General features: G+C 42.0%; 27 protein-coding genes and 1 other annotated feature. Of the genes, 2 read left to right on the plus strand and 25 right to left on the minus strand.

All coding sequences use genetic code 11. The features are described 5' to 3' along the window. From safA to nadB, 4 genes are all read right to left on the minus strand, one after another. The coding region (safA, locus tag BFI01S_RS22880; RefSeq protein WP_156478326.1) for a SafA/ExsA family spore coat assembly protein at positions 1-849 on the minus strand (849 nt) is incomplete at its 3' end. 426 nt (positions 850-1275) lie between these two features. Continuing rightward, entirely contained in the window at positions 1276-2382 is a 1107-nt protein-coding gene (gene nadA, locus BFI01S_RS03875; RefSeq protein WP_061791430.1) for a quinolinate synthase NadA, read from the minus strand. A gap of 29 nt (positions 2383-2411) precedes the next feature. After that, complete coding sequence (nadC, locus tag BFI01S_RS03880; protein WP_061791500.1) at positions 2412-3245, minus strand: carboxylating nicotinate-nucleotide diphosphorylase; 834 nt, start codon at positions 3243-3245, stop codon at positions 2412-2414. Then, entirely contained in the window at positions 3214-4797 is a 1584-nt protein-coding gene (gene nadB, locus BFI01S_RS03885) for an L-aspartate oxidase (protein WP_061791431.1), read from the minus strand. The genes nadC and nadB overlap by 32 nt, the downstream gene beginning before the upstream one ends. A 102-nt stretch (positions 4798-4899) precedes the next feature. Between nadB and BFI01S_RS03890 the strand changes: the two genes are divergently transcribed. Together BFI01S_RS03890 and BFI01S_RS03895 are read left to right on the plus strand one after the other, a co-directional pair. Further along, on the plus strand, positions 4900-6081 hold the full coding sequence (locus tag BFI01S_RS03890; protein WP_235831094.1) for an IscS subfamily cysteine desulfurase: 1182 nt from the start codon (positions 4900-4902) through the stop codon (positions 6079-6081). 63 nt (positions 6082-6144) lie between these two features. After that, on the plus strand, positions 6145-6687 hold the full coding sequence (locus BFI01S_RS03895; protein WP_035331298.1) for a transcription repressor NadR: 543 nt from the start codon (positions 6145-6147) through the stop codon (positions 6685-6687). A 47-nt stretch (positions 6688-6734) separates the two neighbouring features. On the opposite strand, the gene pheA is transcribed toward BFI01S_RS03895, so the two are convergent. The 21 genes from pheA to BFI01S_RS04005 all read right to left on the minus strand — a co-directional run bounded on the left by pheA (position 6735) and on the right by BFI01S_RS04005 (position 23955). Further along, complete coding sequence (gene pheA / locus BFI01S_RS03900) at positions 6735-7613, minus strand: prephenate dehydratase (protein WP_061791432.1); 879 nt, start codon at positions 7611-7613, stop codon at positions 6735-6737. A gap of 132 nt (positions 7614-7745) precedes the next feature. Next, a complete protein-coding gene (thrR, locus tag BFI01S_RS03905) occupies positions 7746-8201 on the minus strand; it encodes a transcriptional regulator ThrR (protein WP_009333112.1) in 456 nt (151 codons plus the stop codon). Positions 8202-8226: 25 nt separating this feature from the next. After that, on the minus strand, positions 8227-9519 hold the full coding sequence (obgE, locus tag BFI01S_RS03910; RefSeq protein WP_035331304.1) for a GTPase ObgE: 1293 nt from the start codon (positions 9517-9519) through the stop codon (positions 8227-8229). 142 nt (positions 9520-9661) lie between these two features. Further along, positions 9662-10213 (minus strand): sporulation initiation phosphotransferase B, encoded by a 552-nt coding sequence (locus BFI01S_RS03915; protein WP_061791433.1) that lies wholly within the window; start codon positions 10211-10213, stop codon positions 9662-9664. A 237-nt stretch (positions 10214-10450) separates the two neighbouring features. Next, on the minus strand, positions 10451-10744 hold the full coding sequence (gene rpmA / locus BFI01S_RS03920) for a 50S ribosomal protein L27 (RefSeq protein WP_009333115.1): 294 nt from the start codon (positions 10742-10744) through the stop codon (positions 10451-10453). Beyond that, on the minus strand, positions 10745-11083 hold the full coding sequence (locus BFI01S_RS03925; RefSeq protein WP_061791434.1) for a ribosomal-processing cysteine protease Prp: 339 nt from the start codon (positions 11081-11083) through the stop codon (positions 10745-10747). It abuts the gene before it with no gap. A 14-nt stretch (positions 11084-11097) separates the two neighbouring features. Next, positions 11098-11406: a 50S ribosomal protein L21 gene (rplU, locus tag BFI01S_RS03930; protein ID WP_035331309.1), complete on the minus strand. Its 309-nt coding sequence runs from the start codon at positions 11404-11406 to the stop codon at positions 11098-11100. Positions 11407-11419: 13 nt separating this feature from the next. Next, positions 11420-11499 (minus strand) — a sequence feature (ribosomal protein L21 leader region). Positions 11500-11698: 199 nt separating this feature from the next. Beyond that, complete coding sequence (locus BFI01S_RS03935) at positions 11699-13153, minus strand: Rne/Rng family ribonuclease (protein WP_061791435.1); 1455 nt, start codon at positions 13151-13153, stop codon at positions 11699-11701. A 54-nt stretch (positions 13154-13207) separates the two neighbouring features. Further along, positions 13208-14074: a M50 family metallopeptidase gene (locus BFI01S_RS03940; protein ID WP_061791436.1), complete on the minus strand. Its 867-nt coding sequence runs from the start codon at positions 14072-14074 to the stop codon at positions 13208-13210. Continuing rightward, positions 14067-14843 carry a M23 family metallopeptidase gene (locus BFI01S_RS03945; protein WP_061791437.1) on the minus strand — a complete coding sequence of 259 codons (777 nt, stop codon included), beginning with the start codon at positions 14841-14843 and terminating at the stop codon, positions 14067-14069. Before BFI01S_RS03945 ends, BFI01S_RS03940 begins: the two co-directional genes overlap by 8 nt. A gap of 131 nt (positions 14844-14974) precedes the next feature. After that, positions 14975-15778, minus strand: a complete 804-nt coding sequence (gene minD / locus BFI01S_RS03950; RefSeq protein ID WP_061791438.1) for a septum site-determining protein MinD — start codon at positions 15776-15778, stop codon at positions 14975-14977. Between the two features lies 1 nt (position 15779). Then, entirely contained in the window at positions 15780-16457 is a 678-nt protein-coding gene (minC, locus tag BFI01S_RS03955; protein ID WP_061791439.1) for a septum site-determining protein MinC, read from the minus strand. A gap of 257 nt (positions 16458-16714) precedes the next feature. Then, on the minus strand, positions 16715-17230 hold the full coding sequence (mreD, locus tag BFI01S_RS03965; RefSeq protein ID WP_061791441.1) for a rod shape-determining protein MreD: 516 nt from the start codon (positions 17228-17230) through the stop codon (positions 16715-16717). Next, the gene (gene mreC / locus BFI01S_RS03970) at positions 17227-18111 is read right to left on the minus strand and encodes a rod shape-determining protein MreC (protein ID WP_035331316.1); all 885 of its coding nucleotides are present in this window, start codon (positions 18109-18111) and stop codon (positions 17227-17229) included. The genes mreD and mreC overlap by 4 nt, the downstream gene beginning before the upstream one ends. 176 nt (positions 18112-18287) lie before the next feature. Continuing rightward, on the minus strand, positions 18288-19310 hold the full coding sequence (locus tag BFI01S_RS03975; RefSeq protein WP_035331317.1) for a rod shape-determining protein: 1023 nt from the start codon (positions 19308-19310) through the stop codon (positions 18288-18290). Between the two features lie 160 nt (positions 19311-19470). Next, complete coding sequence (radC, locus tag BFI01S_RS03980) at positions 19471-20160, minus strand: RadC family protein (RefSeq protein ID WP_061791442.1); 690 nt, start codon at positions 20158-20160, stop codon at positions 19471-19473. Between the two features lie 52 nt (positions 20161-20212). Then, entirely contained in the window at positions 20213-20785 is a 573-nt protein-coding gene (locus BFI01S_RS03985) for a Maf family protein (protein ID WP_061791443.1), read from the minus strand. Between the two features lie 232 nt (positions 20786-21017). Continuing rightward, complete coding sequence (locus BFI01S_RS03990; RefSeq protein ID WP_061791444.1) at positions 21018-22091, minus strand: hypothetical protein; 1074 nt, start codon at positions 22089-22091, stop codon at positions 21018-21020. A gap of 128 nt (positions 22092-22219) precedes the next feature. Then, positions 22220-22456 (minus strand): hypothetical protein, encoded by a 237-nt coding sequence (locus BFI01S_RS03995; protein ID WP_156478327.1) that lies wholly within the window; start codon positions 22454-22456, stop codon positions 22220-22222. Positions 22457-22507: 51 nt separating this feature from the next. Further along, positions 22508-23299, minus strand: a complete 792-nt coding sequence (locus BFI01S_RS04000) for a hypothetical protein (RefSeq protein ID WP_061791446.1) — start codon at positions 23297-23299, stop codon at positions 22508-22510. After that, positions 23296-23955, minus strand: a complete 660-nt coding sequence (locus BFI01S_RS04005) for a PilN domain-containing protein (protein WP_061791447.1) — start codon at positions 23953-23955, stop codon at positions 23296-23298. Before BFI01S_RS04005 ends, BFI01S_RS04000 begins: the two co-directional genes overlap by 4 nt. Between the last annotated feature and the right edge of the window lie 3 nt (positions 23956-23958).

Genomic DNA, 23958 nt, shown 5'->3' on the forward strand with positions numbered 1-23958 from the left:
CGGCATCATTGCTCCCTGCACTTGAGGGAATGGCATTTGCGGGTAACATGGATTATAAGGAAACATCGGCTGATATTGACCTCCTTGATGTGTATAAAAAGATGATTCGCTTTCCGGCGATTCAGGGCTTTCTTGATTTAAAGACGGCTTTACCTGCGGAAGGATATTAACTGGTTTAGGCGGGAGCTGCGGCTGCGGCTTAGATTCTGAAATTGGCAATGGTTTTTGCTGTGGTTTTGTTTCTGCAGGCTTCAATGGCTTTTCCTTTGCTTTAACCTCTTTAGCAGGCAGAGGTTTCTGCTGCTGCGGTTTAACCTCTTTTGCCGGCAGCTGCTTTTGCTGCGGTGCAGGCTGCTGAATATTCATCATGTAATAATTATTTATATCAATTTCCGGCATAATCGGCTTTGGCATTTTTGGTGTATAAGGTTTTTTTGGAACTTCCTTGGATGCTTCTGCTTTTGGCGCAGTTTTAGGCACTTCTTTTGGAATTTCCACCTTTGGTGCCGTTACTTTTGGCATTTCCTTTTTTGGCGCTTCTTTTACCGGCTTCTCCTTTGGTGCTTCAGCTTTCGGCATGGTAATAGGTTTCTCTTTGGCAAAAGGCTGTTCTGCTTTTGGCATTTCCTTTTTGGCACCCAAATTTATTTTTGCATCCGGTTTTCCTCCAATAGGAGCTTCTTTTTTTATAGAGCCTCCACTTGCAGGAACTTTTATTTTCATACCGGGCATAATCATATCAGGGTTGCTGAGCTGTGTATTCATCTTTTTCAGCTCTTCAAAATTCACGCCGTACTTTTTGGCAATCTTCCAAAGAGTATCCCCTTTCTGTACGATATGGATTTTCACTCTGAATTCCCTCCTATGCTTAAGGTGATGCTTCCATCTGTGATGGCTGGCCTGAGGTCCACACGATGTGGGTTACACAGAATTTGCCGCAGACGCGGCTTTCTCAGTCTGTGCCCTAATCAGCATTTACGGGCATTTCATCCATTTATGTGAAAGGTGCAGATTAGTGCCCGTTAATCTCGATGAGTCCATATAGTGTATGAAGGATTGGGCAAATTGCTAACAATCTACACAAAAAGATATGCTTTTTTTCCGGGAATTATGATTCATCGTTTCTTCAGATACCCATCACAGCAATGGGCAGTAAGGCAATAAAAAAATCCTCCTAGCGGGGAGAATTTTTTTATTAGACATAGCTTCCGCAGAATTTATTTAACCCTGCGTGCTAACTTTCAATTTTAGCGGCCTGGAGACTTTGTGCCACATTTATGGACGTTCAAGCATCCTTTCAAGTGCCAGTTTAGCATATGCCGCCGTTTGTTCTTCAACCTGAATCAGATTTTGGCTTTCACCCTCCCAGATTGCTTCTAGAGACCAAACCAGGTGCAGCAAATCGATTCGGTTCATGGTCAGGCAAGGACACATATGCGGGTTAAGTGAGATAATTTTTTTATCCTGATGCCGGGCGATAATCCTTTTAACTAAATTCATCTCTGTACCGATTGCCCAGGAAGATCCAGGCTCTGAATGTTCAATTGCATCGATTATAAAATTGGTTGACCCTGCCATATCGGAAAGCTCCACCACTTCTCTTCTGCATTCGGGATGAACAATGATTTTCATATCGGGATATTGTTCCCGAACTTCTTGGACATTTTCAATAGTAAAGTTTTCATGAACAGAACAATGGCCTTTCCAAAGAATCACTTTTATGTCCTCCAGCTCCCCTTCATATTCCAGCTGATCTGTAATAGGGTTCCATACAGCCATTTCTTCAAGAGCTATTCCCAAGTTGTAAGCTGTATTTCTTCCAAGATGCTGATCAGGCAGAAAAAGAATTCTCGGCTTCTGCTCAAAAGCCCAGCTCACCATTTTTTCAGCATTCGAAGAAGTAACTGTCGCTCCCCCGTGACGGCCAACAAAAGCCTTTATGGCCGCAGTAGAGTTTACATACGTTAGAGGAAGCATAGTATCGCCAAACATATTCTGCAGCTTCGTCCAGGCTCTTTCTGTTTGACTGATATCAGCCATATCAGCCATGGAACAGCCTGCACGCATATCAGGCAAAAGCACCTTTTGACGTGGAGATGTTAATATATCCGCCGTTTCAGCCATAAAGTGAACTCCGCAAAATACAATATATTCCGCCTCGGTATTCTCCTGTGAAAGCTGGGCAAGCTTGAGTGAATCACCTGTAGCGTCCGCAAATTGGATAACCTCATCCTTCTGATAATGATGACCTGGAATGAACAGCTTATTCCCAAACCTATTTTTCACTTCTCTTGCCCGATCCTCCAGTTCCTTTACAGTCATCATCCGATATTTTTCCGGAAGAATATTTGCTTGTTTTTCTGCTGTCTGAAAAATATTCATTTGCTCCAAACCCCTTTGTCAACAATTTATTACACAATAACCTTCACGCTTATATCAAGCGATTTCACAGAATGGGTAAGAAAGCCGAGGGAAATGAAATCAACCCCCGTATCGCTGTATGCTTGCAGGTTATCCAGGGTAATTCCTCCGGATGCTTCTGTCACTATCCCATTCGGCACGCTTCTGATCCACTCTTTTATCTCTTCCGGACTCCTGTTGTCAAACATGATTACATCTGCACCTGCCTCAACTGCTTCCAGGACTTGTTCTTTTGTTTCCGTTTCGACTTCGACTTTTACCATCTGCCCAATTTTTGAACGAACTTCTTCCACAGCTTTTGCAATTGAGCCGGCAAAAGAAATATGGTTGTCTTTAATCATGACTGCATCATAGAGGCCATATCGATGATTAAATCCCCCTCCGGACCTTACTGCATATTTTTCAAGCATTCTCAGGCCTGGAGTCGTTTTTCTAGTATCACAAATTTTTGTATGTGAACTGTTAAGTACCCGGACAGCCTCACTTGTTTTTGTTGCAATTCCGCTCATTCTCTGGAGCAGATTTAAAATAACTCTTTCTCCTTTTAATAAATCCGTTACTGGCCCTGCGGCTTCAGCAAGGATTTGACCTTTCTCAATCCAATCTCCGTCTTTTACTTTTATATTGACTTCAGCTGCGGGATTCAGCACCTTAAATCCTGATCTGACTATTTCTTCACCGCAAAAAATCCCATTGTCTTTTGCCAGGAAAATGACTTTTCCTGTCTGGCCCTCTCCAAAAATAAGTTCACTTGTCAGGTCGCGGTCACCAATGTCTTCGAGAAAATATTGTTCAAGTTGCAATCGCAGCTTTAATTTGTTCATTTTCACCATTCCTTTCAGCTTTTCGGCAGTGAATAATTCTTTTTCCAAGCCATTCCGGGCTTTCAAAAGGATAATCCTGCCGGAAATGACCACCCCGGCTCTCTGTTCGCCTTAATGCAGAATCTGTGATCAGATAGGCTGCAATCAGCATAAAAGCCCGTGTTATTTCCTCTTTTGAAAAATGTTCAAGATCCGCTGTTATCCATTCTTCAATTTTGCAGCCTTCAAGCCAGGCTTTCTGAGCGAAAAGCCCTTCCTTTGTTTTGATAATCCCGGCATTTTTCATCATGTTCATTTTTATTTCTTCAATTGAAGGCAAATCTTCTTTAAATGGCCACCTTAATTCCGGATTATGAATTTGCTGTTCTACAGCAGGTTCACTATAAGGCTGTTCATTAAGCCAATCCGCTAGCCGCTTGCCGCAATACAGACCTTCCAGCAGGGAATTGCTTGCAAGCCGGTTAGCACCATGTATGCCTGTGCAAGCAGCTTCACCAATCGCATACAGTCCGGGAATGCTGGTGCGGCCCAATAAATCAGTTTTTATTCCTCCCATTAAAAAATGACTTCCGGGAGAAACAGGGATTTTCCCAAGACCTAAATCTACGCCGTTTTCTTCACATATTTTTGTTATGGTCGGAAATCTGGATTTAAAGTTTTCAATTGAAGAGATATCCAGGAACACGGTTTTCCCCTTCTCCAGTGAATGATAAATGGCCTGTGACACTATATGTCTAGGCGCTAAATCACCCTGTGGGTGAAGACCTACCATTACAGGGCTCCCGTCTTCTGTAATAAGACTCCCGCCCTCTCCCCTTACAGCTTCAGAGATCAGCCCCAGTGCTTTGCCGTCTTTATAGAGAAGTGTGGGGTGAAATTGCATGAACTCCATATCTGCTATCTCTGCACCGGCCCTGTATGCTAAGGCAATCCCATCTCCAGTTACGGTTTCGGCATTGGAGGTATATTCATACAGCTGGCCGCAGCCTCCCGTAGCGAGCACAACATGAGAGGAAAAGAATCGATGAATGGCACCAGCAGAATCTTTTCCTTTTAGCCCTATACACCTGCCGTCTTTTTCATTTATGAGCAATTGGAATACAAGAATATCTTCTAAGAAACGAACGTTGGGATTTTGCTTTAACAGCATAAAATCGATGACTGTTTTTCCTGTGCTGTCTCCTCCCCCATGAACAATTCTATTTTCTGAATGAGCCCCTTCCCTTCCTAACGCAATGGATCCTTCAGAATCCATATCAAACAGGCATCCCTCCTGATTCAGCTCTTTTATAAGGGTTGGCGCCTCACTGGTCAAGGACAGCACTGCATCAGAATCATTATGAAACCTTCCTGCTTCGAGTGTATCCATGTAGTGCTTTGATGGATGATCATTTTTCCCCAGGGCAGCAGCAATGCCGCCCTGCGCCATATATGAGTTTCCATTTTTCACAGTCGACTTTGTGAGAATAATCACATTTAAGTCCTGGCGCAGCTTCTTTGCCAACTGCAGAGCGGCTACCCCGCTTCCAATAATTAAAACGTCGGCATTCATTATTTTTACCTCCTGTTTTTACAGGTGTCTTGACACCTATATTTACACAGATTTAGAATTATGACAAGAGGTTTTCATAGTTTAAGAGGAACTTCTGACTTTTTGAACGATTTAATTAGAAAGAGAAAGCAGGTGGGGTACATTAAATATTTCGATTATGCCGCATCATGTCCACTCGACAGGGAAGCGGCAGATGCCTATATAAAAGCCTCAACTGAATTCTTTGGCAACTCCCGCAGCCTTCATGATACCGGGAGCGCTGCAGAAGGGCTCCTTGAAAATTGCAGGAGGGAATTGGCAGGAATTTTAGGCGTTAAGAGTGAAGGAATCTATTTTACAAGCGGAGGTACGGAAAGCAATTTTCTTGCAATAGCTGCGATGCTGTCTGCTTCTGAAAAATCAGGAAAACATATCATAACGGGAATCGCTGAACATTCCTCCATTCATAGTGTTTTAGAGAAATTGCACCTTGAAAAAGGCTATGAAATTACAAAAATCCCTTTTGGCTCAGATGGCCGTATAGACCTGAAAAAATTAAGTTCCGCCATCAGGGATGATACCGTCTTAGTTACCATACAGCACGGCAATTCTGAAATCGGCACATTGCAGCCTCTCCTTGAGATCAGCGAGCTTTGCATGGAAAGGCAAATATTGCTGCATAGTGATTGTGTCCATACGTTTGGCAAATCAGATTTAAAAGAAGTCGCCCGCATTGCTGATAGTCTGTCCTTTTCTGCACATAAATTTTACGGGCCAAAAGGGGTCGGAGGGGTTTACTTAAAACCAGGCATGCGGTGGAGCTCCTTCTTACCCGGAGTTTCACATGAAAAGGGATTCAGGCCAGGCACTGTAAATCTTCCTGGAGTTGTTGGGATGACAGTGGCTGCACAGAAAGCTTATGTAAATTTAAGCAAACATAACAGCCATTTCCAAATGCTGCGAGAAGTACTGCTGAAGGAACTTAAACCCGTACAGGAGAAATTCGTAATATACGAATTTACAGGCTTTTACCAGCTTCCTTCTACATTGGGACTTCGGCTAAAAGGGGTGGAAGGACAATATATCATGCTCGAATGCAATAGGCTCGGATTTGCCATATCTACAGGAAGTGCATGCAGCACAGGCTTGCAAACTGTTTCTAAAACGATGGAGGCACTGGGGGTTGCAGATAAAAAAGGCAAAGAATTTATCAGGATTTCTTTCGGATGGAATACATCTGCTGAGGATGCAAAGGCATTGGGGGAAAAGCTGGCTATCATGGCCCGGGAACTCGTACCGCTCTAATTTTTTCTTCTGCCGTTCCTTATGTTAGAATGAGACATTATCGGATTATAAGGGTGAGGAAATATGAATGAACAAAAAAAGGTGCTTGGAGAAGAGCGGAGGACCTTTCTGCTTCAGCTTCTGAAAGAAAGCGGACAGCCCATTACAGGAGGCGACCTTGCAGCAAAAACAAATGTAAGCAGACAGGTAATTGTTGGGGATATCACCCTTCTAAAAGCAAGAAAAGAGCCAATCATTGCCACGAGCCAGGGTTACATGTATCTTCATCAGGCTGCTCCTGCATCAGCAGCGGAGCGGGTCATTGCCTGTCATCATGACCCCGCGAGGACTGAAGAAGAATTGAATCTGCTTGTCGATCATGGAGTTACTGTAAAAGATGTACGAATTGAACATCCCGTCTACGGTGACTTAACTGCATCGGTTATGGTATCTACCCGCCAGGAAGTCAAGCAATTTATGGATAAAATTACTTCCACAAAGGCTTCTTTCTTATCAGAATTAACAGACGGCATTCACCTCCATACTCTTTCTGCAGCCTCAGAACGGAAACTCGATGAAGCTGAGAAATTATTAAAAGAAGCGGGATTTCTTATTAACCTGGAATAGCTTAATATAAAAAGGACCCGGATATGTATTCGCCGGATCCTTTTTGTTTATTCCTGCAGAACTCTGCTGTTCTTATTCCGAAGCTGAAAATACGGATAGCTTCCCAAAACCTTAACACTGCAGCCCAATGCCTCCAATTCAGCAGCTGCCCCAGGGATCAGGACGTCATCCAGTTTCATATCCACGTCAATGATAAAGAAATAATTTCCCAATCCTGTTTTCATCGGTCTTGATTCAATCTTAGTCAAATTGAGCTTCCTCCAGGCAAATGCCGAAAGCACCTGATGAAGAGCCCCTGACCTGTCAGCCGGCAGCGTCACCATAACAGTTGTCTTGTGCCCTGCAAATTCCTTGCGGTCTTCGCTGATTGACAATTCTTTATTGGCTAAAACAATGAACTTTGTATGGTTATAATCAAAATCATGGATATCCTCTTTAACGATCGCCAATCCATATACGTCTGCAGCTAATTCATTAGCTATGGCGCCTGCCCGCAGGTCTGGATTTTCTTTTACAAATTGAGCTGCAGCTGCTGTAGAAGTAGTGCTTTCACAAGGGATTCCTTTCAGCTCTTTATGCAGAAATTTATGACATTGTGCAATAGCATGTGAATGGCTATAAACTGCATCGGTTTTATCCCACTCCTTTACATGAGCTGGATGAACCATAAAATGCTGGCGAATAGGAGCTGTCAGTTCGCCGATAATCGGAAAATCCACTTCATGGATTAAATAGTCCAATGTAATGTTCACTGAGCCTTCCAGTGCGTTTTCAAGAGGAACTACCGCCAGCTCTATTTCATTCTCATTTAAAGCATCAAAACAGGCAGGTATTGTTGGGTAGGCAACGGCTGTCTCATTAGGGAACAAACTCCTGGCTGCAATATCTGTAAAAGTGGCTTTGGGTCCTAAAAATCCTAACTTCACGGTAATTACCTCCTTTTTATTCAGACTAATTTTAAATCACTGAAAATTTTCTTTATACTTTATTACTTTAACATATGTATGTAATTTACAAAATAAAAAATGAAAAAAGGGCAGGGTACAGAGCACATTTTCTCATGCACCCGTTCCCAGCACCTCTACTTTTTCTACAAACTCCAATTTTCGAAGCCTTCCCAAGAGTTCTTCAATCTCGATGCCCATTTCAGTTACATTTAGGGAAAGTGTGACATTTGCCCTTCCCTGAAGGGGAATGGTCTGGTGTATCGTTAAGACATTACACCCCGATGAAGCCACAACGCCCAATAAATGTGATAACGTCCCAGACCTGTCTTCCAGGTGAAAGAATAAAGTGATCAGCCGTTCTTTGACAACAGTATGGAAAGGGAACACAGTGTCTCTATATTTATAAAAAGCACTTCTGCTCAAATCAACTTTTTGGACAGCATCCCAAACCGATTCGGCTTTTCCCCTTTCGATCATTTCCTTCGCATCCAATGTTTTCTTCATGGCTTCAGGCAAAACATCTTCGCGAACTAAATAAAATTTCTTATCGAATCTATCTTTTCTCATTTCTCCACCCCGTCAATCGAGAAGGTTAGTCAATAAACTCGAATTCATAATCAAGCAGCTTAACGGTATCACCGTCTTTTGCTCCTTTTTCACGAAGAGCATCATCCACACCCATGCCGCGGAGCTGTCTGGCAAACCTGCGGACAGATTCGTCTCTTGAGAAGTCAGTCATCTTAAAGAGTTTCTCAATAGCATCGCCTGATACAACGAACACTCCTGCAGGGTCTCTCGTAATGACAAATTCCGTTTGTTCAGCTTCATGCTTGTATAGAACGCGGTGGACACCTGTGTCTTCCTCTTCTTCATGTGACAGCGGGAATTCAGGGGTTTCTTCAACCTTATCTGCAACGGCAAATAATAAATCTCTTAACCCTTGTCTTGTTAAAGCGGATATCGGGAAAATCGGATAATCTTCATCAAGCTGTTCCTTGAATTTTTTTAGATTTTCCTCTGCATCAGGCATGTCCATTTTATTAGCCACAATGATTTGCGGCCTTTCTGTGAGACGCAGGTTATATTCTTTTAATTCTTTATTGATCGTTAGATAGTCTTCAAAAGGATCTCTGCCCTCAACAGCAGCCATATCGATAACATGAACAATAACCCTTGTTCTTTCAATATGCCGCAAAAACTGATGGCCAAGGCCTACTCCCGAATGGGCGCCTTCAATTAATCCAGGCAAGTCTGCCATGACAAAGCTGCGTCCATCTTCAGTCTCAACCATTCCCAGATTGGGAGCAATTGTCGTAAAGTGGTATTCCGCAATCTTCGGTCTTGCCGATGAGACAACTGACAGCAAAGTCGATTTTCCGACGCTTGGGAAACCTACTAAACCAACATCAGCTAAAAGCTTGAGCTCCAGCACAACATCTCGTTCCTGGCCCGGTTCGCCATGTTCGGACAATTCTGGAGCAGGATTAGCCGGTGTCGCAAATCGGGTATTTCCCCTGCCTCCGCGGCCCCCGCGTGCTATGACAGCTCTTTGACCGTGCTCAGTCAGATCGGCGATTACTTCCCCTGATTCAGCATCTGTTACGACTGTTCCCGGCGGCACTTTAACAATCATGTCTTTTGAATTTCTTCCATGCTGGTTTTTGGACATGCCATGCTCACCGCGGGGAGCTTTAAAATGGCGCTGATAACGGAAATCCATTAACGTGCGCAATCCTTCATTCACTTCAAAAACAACATTGGCACCCTTGCCGCCATCTCCGCCAGCCGGGCCTCCGTTCGGCACATATTTTTCCCGGCGGAAAGCAACCATTCCGTTGCCCCCGTCCCCGCCTTTAACATAAACTTTGACTTGATCGACAAACATATATAAATTCCTCCCGTCTGCAGTATGTCCCGATTGACTGGCATTCAGCCAGTTTACCGGCACTGACCGGATCCGCTACTTACACTTAAGAAGTGTCCAGCCTGCAGAGTTTCACACTTAGTATTGCTTTTTTTGGCAGAAATCACTCTCTGCCATTCGCAATGAATGGCACAAATAATTCCAGTGCAAGCTCCTCTTCAGCTAAGTGCTGAACAGCAGCCGTTATGTCAGCGTTCTTCTTTTTAAAGAACTTCTCCAATTGATCCATATCTGTTAGTATTCCGCTAAAATCAAAAAAGAAACGAGCCCCTTCTTTTTCATGCCTGATGGATACAGATAAATGATTATCATGATAAGGCTTAACTGATGAGTCCAAAATGGCCAAAAAAGAGCCTGTCCACTCAGAAAGGACAGAGTCATCCAACCGTCCGGCAATGGGATCATCGAGCACCTCATATTCAAGCTGAAAGTAGTGGTTCTCCCAATTATAAGTTAATAAAAGCGAAGCAAACCCAGGAAGATTCAAATTCGAAAGTCTTGCTTCCTGCTGTGCTTCAACCACAATTTCATCTATGATTTCCTTAGCCCTGTCTATCTTATTAAGGGAAAGGTTGCCTTTAATTAATTGTATTTTATTCAGCCAGTCATGCCGGGCATGACGCAGCACTTCAATCATATTCCAGTCTTTTTCCATATATGCACTCCTGTATGGTTATTAGGCTGTCAGAAGACTGTGCTTGCTGTAAGTATATCAAAAAACATAGGTACAGTAAGCAAATTTATGATAAATAAGAAAATATTGCTTATGCATGAAGAGCTGCTGTCTTCTGGAGCTATAAATTCATTTGATCAAATATGAAGTGCATCGGCGGATTTTTTGCCAAAAAAAGAAAACCCTAACCTTGTGGGGCTAGGGTTTTCTCGAAAAGGCTTACGCCTCTTGAGCTGCAGGATATACGCTCACTTGCTTGCGGTCACGTCCAAGACGCTCGAATTTTACAACACCGTCAACTTTCGCGAATAGTGTGTCATCGCCGCCTTTACCCACGTTTACACCTGGGTAGATCTTTGTACCGCGCTGACGGTATAAGATTGAGCCGCCAGTAACGAATTGTCCGTCCGCACGCTTAGCGCCAAGACGCTTAGAGATTGAATCACGGCCGTTCTTTGTAGAACCTACTCCCTTTTTAGAAGCGAACAACTGAAGATCTAATTTTAATAGCATTTATTCCACCTCCTGCTTTTTGAAGGTAATTTTTATATACTTTCCGTAGTCTTCTTCAATCGTCTGCAATGAGACAACCATGCCTTCAAGCAGAAGCTGCACTTTCTCATTCATGTCATCCTGAAGATCAGGAAGGACACAGCGGAGAAAGCCCTCTCCATGGCTAATCTCTGGTGTCACGCCGGTTAGGGCATGGACAGCATTAATGGCACCGATGGAAACGGCAGATACGCCTGCACAGACGATATCCTTGCCTCTGTTTGCGAAAAATGCATGACCGCTTATTTCAAACAAATGAATATTTCCGGAGTCTTTACGAATAATCGTAACTTCAATCATCTTAAATCGCCTGATTAAGCGTTGATTTTTTCAATCACAACTTTAGTGTAAGGCTGACGATGACCTTGCTTCTTACGATAGTTTTTCTTCGCTTTGTACTTGAATACAGTGATTTTCTTTTGACGGCCTTGTTTTTCAACTTTAGCTGTAACAGTAGCACCTTCAACTACAGGGCTTCCTACTTTTACGCTGTCTCCGCCAACGAAAAGAACCTTTTCAAAAGTAACTGTTTCGCCTGCTTCAGCGTTAAGCTTTTCGATGTAGATAGCTTGACCTTCTTCTACACGTAGTTGCTTGCCGCCAGTTTCGATAATCGCGTACATGAACTGCACCTCCTCTTAGACTAAGACTCGCCATCCCAGGCGCCGACACGGAATGCGGGCTTATGTACCTGTTCTGTGCGGTTGTAGCACGGGTGCGCTACAAACATAACATGAAAATCCTATCATATAATGATTAATCATGTCAATAAGAATTATATTATTCTCTTTGTTTGCACCTAAAAAATAACTTTTTTGCGTGCCTATACAATTATAATGCTATTGGGCCTATTAGGGAAGTGGGAAATACTGCACTAAAAAAGCAGGAGGGTCGCTTAACCCAGCCTGCTTTAGACTAATCCAGCTCATTAGCACTGCCAAACTTTCGGATTTCATAAAATGGCTTGCCATTTTCCTTAATGGAAAAAATAATTTTTAAGCCAATGCTATCCTCGATTCTTTTTTTGTGGTCATTATTTTCCCCTGAGAATACCGCTGCTGTGTCTCGTGTGGTTTCGATCAGGACAGCTTCATGGTCTTTGCCGCGATGTTCCCACAGTTCTCTTTCCAGCCTGAAGGCAATGGTCTCAGCACTCAGCACTCTTCCGGTGCCCTCGCATACTTGACACCTTTCGGTAAGCGATTCAGAAATGGCCGGTCTCGTTTTCTTGCGGGTCATCTGAAGGATCCCTAGAGGTGAGAATCCAACAAGATTCGTGCGTCTTTCATCTTTTTTCAGCGCGTTTTCCATTATGGAAAGAATATGCTTCCTGTCGGAAGCTTCTTTCATATCAATAAAGTCGATTAGGATCATGCCGCCAATATCACGGAGCCTGATCTGTCTTACAGCTTCTTCGGCTGCCATTTCATTGGTTTTTAGCACAGTGTCTCTGCGGTCCTGTTTACCGGCGAACTTCCCTGTATTGACATCGATGACTGTTAAAGCTTCTGCTTCATCAAAAATAAGATATGCCCCATTTTCAAGCCATACTATTCGTTTCAGCGCTTTATCAATTTCAGCTTCCGCATTAAAAGCAGAGAAGATATTTTCCTTGCCCGTGTATAGCTGAATTGTCAGGCCCGTGATTTTCGCTAGCACATTCTTCAATGATAAATCGTCCACGGCGATTTCACCGTCAGCCATTTTCTTCGCCTCTTCGATAATTTCCTTAATAAAAGTATCCGCTTCATACACTTTTCCCGGCTTCTTTTTCATTTCCGCTTCCCTTAAAAGGTCCCTGTACTCCAGCCTGAGCCTTTCCAGTTCATCCATAAGTTCATTTTCATCCCTGCTGACGCAGGATGTTCTGAAAATCAGACCTTCATTCTCTTCTTTAGCACGATAGCCAAATTGGCGCCAGTTTTCTCTTGCCTCACTATCCTCAATTTTCTTGGAAACAGCAACATAACGGCCATTTGGCATATATATCAGTGACTCTCCTGAAAATTCAATCAAACCTGACAATCTTGGTCCTTTCGTGCCCGCAGCGTCCTTTTCAACTTGAACAAGTATTCTTTCTCCCTGATGGACAAAAGAAGAAATGCTCCGTTTTTCCTTTACTTGCAAATCCTCGGCAGAACAAACATAAGATGCCAGTTTGTCCCGGTGAAGGAATCCGCTTTGATCTTCACCTATCTCTACAAAAGCTGCATTCAATCCAGGCATTACTTTTGCAACAGTGCCTAAGTATATATCCCCAACTGATGAACGATGCTTCGGCTGGTCAATAAATAGCTTCTCGACCCTATTATCTTTTAAATGCACAAATCGGCGCTCTCTTGATGCATAATTTACAACTAGCTTATTCAAAACGATTTCCTCACTTTAAAACATTATTTATTCATGTTAAACAAAATTTGCTCTTCAGTAAACATAAAGCAAATCCCCTATTTTTGCTGTCAGCACTTTTTCCGCAAAGCATGCATGCAGCAGTTCATTTTCATCTAATGCACCCTTTTCTTTCCCGTCCTTTTCAACAATGATGGGGTGCTTGCATCCTCGCTGAAATCTTTCCAGCACGTCAATAACCAATTCCTCTTCCCGGACAACGATTGGCTTCAATGTCCGAAAGTCGCTGTGCTTCCCATAATACCTTTCGAGAAGAAAACGGATAAACACGAACCGGCTCTGCTTCCATTCATGATATAGCGAAAACACCAAAAAAGCGAGGATTACCCAAATGTTCAAGTTTACCGGAGAGGTCAGCAAAGTTAGTATAATGAAACTGATTAGACCCGCAGCCGAAATGAAAAGTGTTTTTCTGTGCGCTTCCGGAAAGGCCTGATTAAGAGAAAGCCATAAGAAAACAAGCTTTCCTCCATCCAATGGCCATACAGGAAGCAGATTAAAAATTAATATCATCAAATTAAATTGAATAAACAGATGAAAAATATCAGCAGACAGCCAGGAAAGCTCATAAAATAACAGCGCCGCCCCCATCATCCATATATGCTGAAGCGGCCCTGCTATAATGACTATAATCTCCTCTTTCAGCGGCCGGTTCCCGTGTTCATCCATTTCCGCTACACCGCCAAATGGCAGGAGGGCAATCTTTTTTATTCTCCAGGAATAGAAGGATGCAGCAGCGGCATGGCCCATTTCATGAACAAAGATAATCAGCAGCAGCATGCATAGTTCCATAAAATGAGCAGTCGCAACAGACAGTCCGATAATCGCCCATAACAAAGGATGAATATGAATATGTGTAATTAACCCTGTTATTTTATTCAAATGGGATCACCTGGATCGGATCTATAAAATCATCATCTTTTTTAATCGCGAAATAAAACGAGCCTTTTTCTCCATCACCGGCGTCACCTGCCGTACCAATACCGGTTCCTTTTTCGACATATTGATATAAATTCACATTAATTTCAGCCAAATTGCCATACCAGGACTCACTTTTTTCACCATGCTGAATTATGACCGTATTTCCGAAACCATCCTTCTTTCCAGCGAACCGTACAAGCCCTTCACTCATTGCTTCAATGGAAGCTTCCTTTCCTGTTTCGATTGTTATTCTCTGTCCATTGTCATCAAATTCTTCCAGGATCTTTGCAGAAGCAGGCAGTGCATACTCGCTATTTTCTTCAACGTTCTTCTCATCACTTTTACCATCTGAAAATGGCAGCAGGGCCAGCGGTTTGCCAAATTGTTCTTCATACCAGCCGGAAACTGCGGCGAATTGAAAATCTTTCTCCATTGCTGTCTTTACAAAATCTCTTGCAGGATCAAAAGTCGCTGCCTGGTTTTTAAAAAGAATGGCAGCGAATAAAAAAACACAGGCTGAAGCAAGCAATTTAAAAAGAAATAGTTCCTTGCGAAATAAGGGGTGGTTTCCCTCATCGAGTTTGCTCTCGTATGAAGGCAGCTTATTAAACCCGTACCGCTCTTCATCTTCTGTCCAAAGAACCATTGAATCTTTCTTTTTTGAGAATCTCTCTTTGTCCTTTTTTCGCCGCTCAATTCTCTTGCGAATTTCATCCGCTCTTGAATTCATGATATCCCCACCATTTCTATTTAACTCTATTTGTACAAGTTTATGAGTTGTCCAAATAGAGTATGACTTGAAGTGGTGTCTTGAATAAAAAAATAAACCGGAGATGGCTCCCCGGCTTTTGTTCTATAGATTTATTTTACTCCAAAAAACTTTTTCAATTTTGAAAATACACCTTTATTCTCTTCATCAAGAGGCTGAAGGGGTACTGCTTCACCAAGTATTCTGCGGGCGATATTACGGTAGGAAACCGAAGCTTTGCTGTTAGGGTTTAAAGCTATAGGCTCACCATGATTCGATGCCTTGATTACTTCATCATCATCTGCCACTATTCCGATTAAATCAATCGACAAATGCGCAGTTATTTCATCAACATCAAGCATGTCGCCATTTTTCATCATATGGCTTCTAATTCTGTTTATTATCAGTTTAGGAGCCTCTACATTTTCCTCTTTTTCAAGCAAGCCGATAATCCGGTCGGCATCACGTACAGCTGAAACTTCCGGAGTGGTTACAACAATTGCTTTATCTGCACCGGCAACCGCATTTTTGTACCCCTGCTCTATTCCGGCAGGGCAGTCTATGACAATATAGTCATAATCCTGCTTTAATTCATCGACCAGCTTTTTCATCTGTTCGGGTGTAACAGCCGTCTTATCACTTGTTTGAGCAGCAGGAAGCAAATACAGCAGATCTTCAAACCGTTTGTCTTTAACCACAGCCTGATGTATTTTGCACCGGCCTTCCACTACATCGACCAGATCATAAATAATGCGGTTTTCAAGTCCCATCACCACATCAAGATTACGAAGGCCAATGTCTGTATCCACCAGGCACACTCTTTTTCCCTGAAGGGCCAGAGCAGTACCTACATTTGCGGAAGTAGTCGTTTTTCCGACTCCGCCTTTTCCGGACGTAATGACAATCGCTTCTCCCATCCTAGCTTCCCCCTTGCAATCTAGTTATATTAGGTCTCAGATGCATTAAAACTTGTAATCTATCTATTGTAATTTGATCATTTTCATCAATGTAAGCACATTCCATTTCCCGTTTTTCTTCATCCTGATCATTGTCAGGAGCTCGATTAATACAATTGCTGATTCTTAATTGGGACGGTTTCATAAGCGAAGCTACCACCACGGCTTCATTATTTCCATGGCATCCTGCATGGGCTATGCCTTTTAGCGCCCCCATAATAAAGATGTTTCCTCCTGCCATAACAGTGCCCCCTGGATTTACGTCTCCGATAAGAAGCAAATCTCCAGCAGTTTCGAGAACCTGGCCGGAACGAATCACCTTCGCAACAGATACAATTTCGTTTTCTTCCTTCTGTTTTTCAGCTTCTTCTTTGGTAATGACATTGGAGCTTATAGACTCAACAATCAGGTTCTTCTTTTGCCTGATTAACTCCTTCAATTCTTCCTGCTGCTCTTCTGTGAGATAACGGTTTCCGACTTGTACCCTCACGGAAAGAAGCCGGTCTTCAACAGATCTGGAGTTTTCTGAAAGCTTTCTGTCAAGCTCTTTCTTCAGTTCTCCATAAGAGCAGGAATCATCAAGATGCAAAGTCAGTCCATCTTTCGTGCCTTTTATAGTAACGTTTTGGTTTTTTTTCATTTCAAGATGTTCACCTCAATGATAAGAAACACATTCGTGCTGCTGCACTCTATTTTTAAGCAGGCATTTATTTCAAACACAGCCCGCAGGAGATTTCATAAAAAATATGTAGATTATCCTTATCCTTATTTGCCCATAAAGGTAGAATTCGACAGAAACCTTCTAAATCCCTTTTTTACTGAAAATTATTCATTTAAAAGAAACCGGAGTAATCCGGTTTCTTTCTCTGCATTGTGAAATTATATCACTTCAAACAATTATTCGTTTAAGCTATCTGCAAATTTTTCAGAAAGTCTTTTAAACGGGTAGACAGCTAAAATAATGAAAATGGCATTCAATATCAGAGTAGGCAGGAGACGGGACGAAAGAAAGACTGCAAATTCCATATCTGTATGGTGAATTAATAAGTTCATCTGGTAAACACCGGCCTCAAGGAAAGAGATGCCCAAAAGCACAATTATGGAAGCCATCGCAATATTCGTCTGAAGAATTCTCATTAGTTTGTTTGTTATAAAAGCAATGACCGGAAAAAGAAACAAATAAATGCCGATAATTTCAACATACACAATATCAAAAAGCAGCCCGAATAATAGGCCGTAAAGAATTCCATGCTTTTTTGAACCAAAAATGGTCAAAAAAAGCAAGGCAGCCATCAGAAAACGGGGAACTGCTATTTTTCCGCTGCCTAATAAATCATGCGGAGTTACTTGAACAAATATGCTTTCACCGATAAATAAGGCCAGGAGTATGAGAGGAAGAAGGAATCTTCTCACAGTTCCTCCTCCTTCTCATCAACCATTTCCATTAGTTCAGGCTGTAATGCACCTCTTTTAACGACCATTACATGTCCAATATCATAGAAGTCTGCTCCCGGTTTAACATATGCGGTCTGAGTCAGACCAAATTCATCTGGAACAACATCTACAACCTTCCCAATCGGAAGGCTCTCAGGGAAAACACCGCCCAGACCTGATGTAATAACGTTTTGATCCTTTTCAACCTTAGCATCATAAGGAATTCTTTTAAGCAACAGAAGGCCTTCTTCTTTATCATAGCCTTCAATCAGACCGAAAAAGTTATTTTCGCCTGCCTGAATTTTAGCTGAGATGCGATTGGTCGGATCCATTGAACTAAGAAGCTGGACGGTTGAAGTAAATGTATTGCTGCTTTTTACTTTGCCAATCAGGCCTTTTGACGTAATAACAGCCATATTCGGTTCAATCCCGGCATTTTTCCCCTTATTAATAATAAGCAACTCATGCCATCTGTCGGGATTTCTTCCTATTACTGTTGCCTGCTTTGGCTCAAATTCACTTAAAGAATCTTTCTTATCCAGAATCTCACGAAGTTCCGTATTATCTTTTTTCAGCCTTTGAACCTCAGACTCAAGGCGTGCGAGTTCATCCAGCCTTGTCTTTAGATCTTTATTTTCTTTGTATGTATTTTGCAAGTCTTCGACATTTTCAAAGAATCCCGCCACATAATTCACAGGGCTGGAAACAGCATTTTGTATAAACCCGGTGGTATCTTTTAAAAATTGTTCAGGCCAGGTCAAATTTTCTCTATCCTTTAAAGAAAACCCAATCAATGCCACGAGAATAATAATGCTGACAAGCAAAATAATCAGGCGTTTGTTCAGAAAGAACTGTGGCATCCTTTACACCTCGAATAGTATTTTTTCAGGAAAGCCTGCGCCATTTAGGCACTGCTCAACAAAATATAACATATATCTGCAAAGATATCATTTTATGCTCAATAAAAAACCAAATTTGAGCCCATACACTTGAGAGAAGTGAATGGGCTTTATTATTTTACTTATTCAGAACTCTATTATCTGGATTCTTTAGCTTTTGTTTTGAATAAATCGATATGGTCAAGAGCTTTTCCGGTACCTATTGCAACACAGTCCAATGGGTTTTCTGCAATAAGGACAGGCATTTTCGTTTCTTCGCTGATCACCTTGTCCAGATTGCGTAGAAGCGCTCCTCCGCCAGTCAGAACAATGCCCCGATCCATAATATCTGCTGCCAGTTCAGGAGGGGTTTTTTCAAGAGTATTTTTTACTGCATCCACAATCGCATAGACTGTATCATTCAATGCTTTTGAGATTTCTTCAGCAGTAATTTCAATTGTTTTTGGCAAACCTGTCAATAGATCGCGTCCGCGAATTTCCATGTTTTCGACGCCTTCCGGATCTCCGGCAGAGCCTACCTCCACTTTAATTGTTTCAGCTGTACGGTCACCGATCATCAGGTTGTAATTTTTGCGGATATAATTGATAATCGCATCATCCATTTCATCACCGGCAATGCGGATCGATTGGCTTGTAACAATTCCGCCCAGGGAAATGATAGCTACTTCAGTAGTTCCTCCACCGATATCAACTACCATGCTTCCTGTAGGTTCCCAAACAGGAAGATTAGCTCCGATTGCTGCGGCAAACGGCTCTTCGATGGTATAAGCATCCCGGGCGCCTGCCTGACGGGTTGCATCAACAACAGCGCGCTCTTCAACGGCTGTTATACCTGATGGTACACAAACCATTACATACGGCTTCCCTGAGAAGAAGCCTTTATTTTTATTGGCTTGTTTAATATAATATTTCATCATGACAGCAGTGGTCTCATAATCCGCAATAACGCCATCCTTCATTGGACGCAGCGCAACAATATTGCCGGGAGTACGGCCGATCATATTTTTTGCGTCATTGCCGACGGCTACAATATTTTTAGTATCTGTCTGCAGTGCCACTACTGACGGCTCTCTGACAACAATTCCTTTTCCTTTAACATAGACAAGTGTATTAGCTGTTCCTAAATCTATTCCAAGGTCTCTAGTACCGATTCCAAACATAAATGGTATCTCCCTTTCTGATACAAATTGCTCATTTTCCTAAGTAAGGTGTTTTAATGGAATTTTCTTTTATTTTTCTAGTACAATCCGCCTCCAAAATGCAAGGCATCTCAAAAATCATAACCAATATTATATCTTAACGTCAAACAAAAACATAGTGTTATAAATACCCTTTTTCCTTTAAACTGACAAATTTATTTTCACCGATGATAAGATGGTCCAGTACATCGATGCCGATTATTTTTCCGGACTCTGCAAGTCTCTTGGTTACTTCAATATCTTCCTTGCTTGGAGTCGGATCGCCGCTTGGATGATTATGAATGCAGATGATGGACGCAGCCGACCTGCGAAATGCCTCTTTAAAGACCTCTCTGGGATGGACGATCGAAGCGTTCAGGCTTCCAATAAAGATGGTCTGCTTATGAAGCACCTGATTTTTTGTATTTAAATAAAGGCATACAAAATGTTCCTGAGACAAAAATCGCATTTCATGCATGACATAATTTGCCCCATCCTCAGGCGAACGGATAATATATCTGTCATCATATGTGAGATTTGAAATCCTCCGGCCAATTTCAACTGCTGCCAGCACTTGAATTGCCTTTGCCGATCCTATTCCTTTAATGGCCGTTATTTCATCCAGGGATGCATCCTTTAACAGCCGGAGTCCTTCAAAATGGGTAAGAAGCCTATTCGCTAATTGCAGTACTGATTCATCTTTCGTGCCAGTTCTGAGTAATATCGCTATCAGTTCATGATTGGACAATCCCTGTGGACCATTTTGGACAAAGCGCTCACGAGGACGCTCATCTTGAGGGAAATCTTTAATTAAAAGAGAATCTGTTTGCATATTTTCCTCCCTAAACTTTTGGGATCAGGGAGCTGAAGATGAAAGAAGTATATTAAGGAAGCGAATATCCTGCTTTCCTCAATTCACGAACCGTTCTGGAGACAGGTAGACCGACAACTGAGAAATAATCTCCGCTTATACTCTTTACAAGCATGCTGCCAATGCCTTGTATTCCATATGCCCCTGCCTTGTCAAAGGGTTCACCGGTGCCAATATAAGAGTTAATTTCTTCATCTGTTAACTCCCAGAACACCACATCGGTTTTTTCATAAAATGTAATGGCATTTTCTTCAGGCGTCATGATGGATACACCTGTGTAAACAGAATGAGTGGTTCCAGACAGACTTTTCAGCATAGTGAAGGCTTCCTTGCTGCTGTCTGGTTTTCCTAAAACAGTGCCGTCCTTAACAACAACTGTATCTGATCCAATTACATATGAATCAGGATGCTTATTAAATACGGCCTTTGCCTTTCTATGGGCAAGCTCCTTCACGATCTCTCCTGGTTTCAGCACTGGATCAAAACTTTCATCGACATCACTGCTGGAGACTTCAAATTGCAAATGAAGATTTTCAAGAAGTTCTTTTCGCCGCGGGGAAGAAGAGGCTAAAATGAGGTTTTGCATGTAATCACCTTACCTTTATTGTATCAAATTGGGAGATACAGGTTAATCGTATCAAAAAAATGCCAGACAAACAATTTTAAAGAAGTAATTTGCGATATTTTTATCATAAAATATCGAATAATGACAAAAAGAAAGAGTCTGTCTAAATTTCCCGAACAGACTCCGCTTAATATGTGATATTTCCCAGAAAATATTCGAATCGGATAACATTATGGCACATTATGCAGGGTCCTTACTGCCCGTCTGACTGAAGCAGTGACTGGTAAGCTGCAAGAAACCCCAGCAGGTGCTCCTGAATTTTACCTGCTGCTGCACCATCACCTGACTGCTGGTATGTGTCTATTTGCTTTGAAGCATTTAATAGTTCTTCTCTAACTGAAATCAGGTTTTTATTTTGAATTTGATCGGCCTGCAGTTCATTCACTGTCTTGATGTAGCTTTCTATTTTCTCAGCCGTTTCAGGAGTTATGGATCTGCCGAGAGAGGCACTGGCTGCACCTGCTGAAAGGCTTTGATATAAAACAGGAGCAATTTCAGCCAGTTTTTTCTCTTCGGCATTTACCCCTTCAATTGCTCTACCTCCAAAGGCAACTTCTTTTGCAAATACGTCAATCCCTTCGCTTTTTAGATCGGCGCCTATTTCCTTGGCCTCATCAAGGCTGCCTGATACCCCTAAAAAAAGAAAAGTCTGCTCTCCCATTTTTATGGATTGACTATAAACCCCTTTTTGAGAATTCGCTTTCTGGATTTGCTGTGCTGCATCATTGTTTGAAAAAACGCCGCCTTGAACTACATATGTTTTAATTGTTTCTAAATCTGCTGCCGCAGCAGGGGTCTGCTGATTTGCGGCTTCCGGAGTTTCATTAATTGGAGGAGCCACAGTTTCAGCTGCCTGATCAGTAAATACCAGCTTTAGCATGATGAACCCGAAGCTGGTCCCCAGCAGGACAGCAAAAAAGACAGCAAGAAAAATGGATGTTAAGAATCCTTGCTTATTTCTTCCCCGGAATTTCCTGGCCAGTGTACTCAGCCCATTTTTAGCTGGTGATTTAGGAGGAGCTGCTATTTTATATTCCTTTATATCCTCATCTTCCGTTTCTTCCGGCAGAATCCAGTCAAAGCTGTCATCCGCCTCTTTGCCGGCCGCTGTTTGTATGGAAGTGAAAAATTCAGTTTGTTCCTGCTTTCTATCCAGCTGTCTCAGTTCCCATGATTTTCCCTTCTTTTCTTCCTTTTTCTCCTGAAACGGACGGTCCTTGCCATTTATCTTAATCGTGATTGTTTTTTCGCTTTTAGGCTTGTCCACATCTCATCCTCCCTTCCACACCGTTTCCTGAATTGTTTTCATCCTAACATAATGGAAAAAAAAAATAACAAGACTTTTGTCGTCTTGTTACGGAAGGATTTCGTCAAATTTTTCATTCGGATTTTTGGCTAATTCTCAGTAATGAAATCTGGATCCAGTTTATTTATGGGAATACCTTCATTGCCATTTGAATAGCATAAACTCCGTTTTTCTCCTATAAAGCAAACAGCCGTTATGGATTTTCCGCTGACAACAGCATAAGTACTCTCCGAAGGCTGCAGAAGATTCTTTGTATCAGGGTCCCTGATGGGATCAATGAAGTCAGCATCAGCGAGCATAAAAAATGTTGCTTTTTCCGACAGCATACTTCCGCTGATCATTTCATTTCTAATATAAAGCTCCTCTTCGTTTTTTGGTTAAGGTGTTTGATTATCCTCCTCAGCCTCCAGTTCAGAGAAGCTGCTTAATGGATTTCTTTTATTGGATATTATCGGAGTATCCAAAGGAGGGAGCTCCTTCTGCAGCTCTGCCAATTCAGGGTAGTAATAGGCTGCTATCGCCAATTCAAATTCCACCATCTGGTCTTCCTGCATGACACTCACAATTTCATCAAAGCCCGTATATTTCAAACTTTCTACCTTAAGGATCCTCTTTAAATCCAATAAATTCTTAATGAAACTTTCCATCTCAAAATAAGTATCTGCCTGCCCGTTTAGAACAATCGAAACCTTTTTAATGCCATTTGGCAGCTTCTCTTCTATCAATGGATCTGTTCCTGAGTTTTCTTTCGGATCCTCCGTTTCAGGCTCCGTCTCAGAATTTTCTTCTTGAGGCTTACTTTCTTCTTCTTCAGAAAGGTCGATTTCTTCATCACTTTCTGTACCATTCATCTTCATTTCTATGATATTGACATCTGAAATAATTTCAGATTTTTCGATATCCAAAAGAAGATGATCCAGAAGCCTTTTGACAGGAACCTGCTTTTGAAGTTCACCCGTACTCAATATGGTCTCCTCATTCAGCTGCTGAAGATTATTCTCAATAATGGTTAATTGCTGAGTGGCCATTTGCAGCTCAGACTGCTTCCTGTCCATTTTTTCATTCACCGGTTTAATTAAGAGATAATAACTTCCAAAAACGATTCCGGCTATTAAAACTAATGCAAGCAAAATAAATACAAGCTGCTTTTTGGAAATTTCCCGGTTCACGGAGAATCATCTCCTTCCCCTTGCTGCGCGGAGGATTCCTTATCCTCTGTACCTTTGGATTCATCCATTTCGGCAGCCTCATTAAGCAATGCCGGGTTAATTCTTAATTCATATTCTGCATAATATCTTGGCTGTATGTTTGCTTGTTTTCTAAGCTCAGCTGCTTCGTCTTTTAAGATGTCTGCAGTTTTAGCTTCGCTTATTATCGCTTCATCAATCCACGGCAATTCTGTCAGACTATGCAAATAATAGGCGGCCTCGCTTTTAGCGTCAAATTGAACAATCTGTTTGACTCTATTTTCTTCATCCAGCTCAAATTCTATCACGAACCCTCGTTCAGGAAGAAGCCTGGTTATCTGTTCCATAAGGAAGACTAATTCGAATGGCTGCCTTTCTGCCCATTCAATGGCAATTTTCAGCTCTTCTGCCGCATTGGAAGATTGATATTCTGCAAGCTTTGCCTGCTGAGCTTCAAGATTTTCATTTGTCTGGGTTATTCTTTTCTCAATTTGAAGAAGCTCAGTGTTTTTCTTTTCGACTGTTAAGAACACAAACAAGAATGCAGCAATAAACAAAACAACAATAATACCTAAAGCAATATAGATGTTTTTAGTCCTTTTTTCCCTTTGAGGAAGAAGATTAATGTCAACCTGCATGTG

The organism is Cytobacillus firmus NBRC 15306, from assembly GCF_001591465.1.
Lineage (GTDB): Bacteria > Bacillota > Bacilli > Bacillales > Cytobacillaceae > Cytobacillus > Cytobacillus firmus.

Excerpts from the sequence above, each read along its gene's own strand:
- nadA (WP_061791430.1), bottom strand. The coding sequence starts at position 2,382 with ATGAATATTTTTCAGACAGCAGAAAAACAAGCAAATATTCTTCCGGAA.
- nadC (WP_061791500.1), bottom strand. The coding sequence starts at position 3,245 with ATGAACAAATTAAAGCTGCGATTGCAACTTGAACAATATTTTCTCGAA.
- nadB (WP_061791431.1), bottom strand. The coding sequence starts at position 4,797 with ATGAATGCCGACGTTTTAATTATTGGAAGCGGGGTAGCCGCTCTGCAG.
- BFI01S_RS03895 (WP_035331298.1), top strand. The coding sequence starts at position 6,145 with ATGAATGAACAAAAAAAGGTGCTTGGAGAAGAGCGGAGGACCTTTCTG.
- thrR (WP_009333112.1), bottom strand. The coding sequence starts at position 8,201 with ATGAGAAAAGATAGATTCGATAAGAAATTTTATTTAGTTCGCGAAGAT.
- obgE (WP_035331304.1), bottom strand. The coding sequence starts at position 9,519 with ATGTTTGTCGATCAAGTCAAAGTTTATGTTAAAGGCGGGGACGGGGGC.
- BFI01S_RS03915 (WP_061791433.1), bottom strand. The coding sequence starts at position 10,213 with ATGGAAAAAGACTGGAATATGATTGAAGTGCTGCGTCATGCCCGGCAT.
- rpmA (WP_009333115.1), bottom strand. The coding sequence starts at position 10,744 with ATGCTATTAAAATTAGATCTTCAGTTGTTCGCTTCTAAAAAGGGAGTA.
- BFI01S_RS03925 (WP_061791434.1), bottom strand. The coding sequence starts at position 11,083 with ATGATTGAAGTTACGATTATTCGTAAAGACTCCGGAAATATTCATTTG.
- rplU (WP_035331309.1), bottom strand. The coding sequence starts at position 11,406 with ATGTACGCGATTATCGAAACTGGCGGCAAGCAACTACGTGTAGAAGAA.
- BFI01S_RS03945 (WP_061791437.1), bottom strand. The coding sequence starts at position 14,843 with ATGAATTCAAGAGCGGATGAAATTCGCAAGAGAATTGAGCGGCGAAAA.
- minD (WP_061791438.1), bottom strand. The coding sequence starts at position 15,778 with ATGGGAGAAGCGATTGTCATTACGTCCGGAAAAGGCGGAGTCGGAAAA.
- minC (WP_061791439.1), bottom strand. The coding sequence starts at position 16,457 with ATGAAAAAAAACCAAAACGTTACTATAAAAGGCACGAAAGATGGACTG.
- mreC (WP_035331316.1), bottom strand. The coding sequence starts at position 18,111 with ATGCCACAGTTCTTTCTGAACAAACGCCTGATTATTTTGCTTGTCAGC.
- BFI01S_RS03975 (WP_035331317.1), bottom strand. The coding sequence starts at position 19,310 with ATGTTTGGAATCGGTACTAGAGACCTTGGAATAGATTTAGGAACAGCT.
- radC (WP_061791442.1), bottom strand. The coding sequence starts at position 20,160 with ATGCAAACAGATTCTCTTTTAATTAAAGATTTCCCTCAAGATGAGCGT.
- BFI01S_RS03985 (WP_061791443.1), bottom strand. The coding sequence starts at position 20,785 with ATGCAAAACCTCATTTTAGCCTCTTCTTCCCCGCGGCGAAAAGAACTT.
- BFI01S_RS03995 (WP_156478327.1), bottom strand. The coding sequence starts at position 22,456 with ATGCTGTCGGAAAAAGCAACATTTTTTATGCTCGCTGATGCTGACTTC.
- BFI01S_RS04005 (WP_061791447.1), bottom strand. The coding sequence starts at position 23,955 with ATGCAGGTTGACATTAATCTTCTTCCTCAAAGGGAAAAAAGGACTAAA.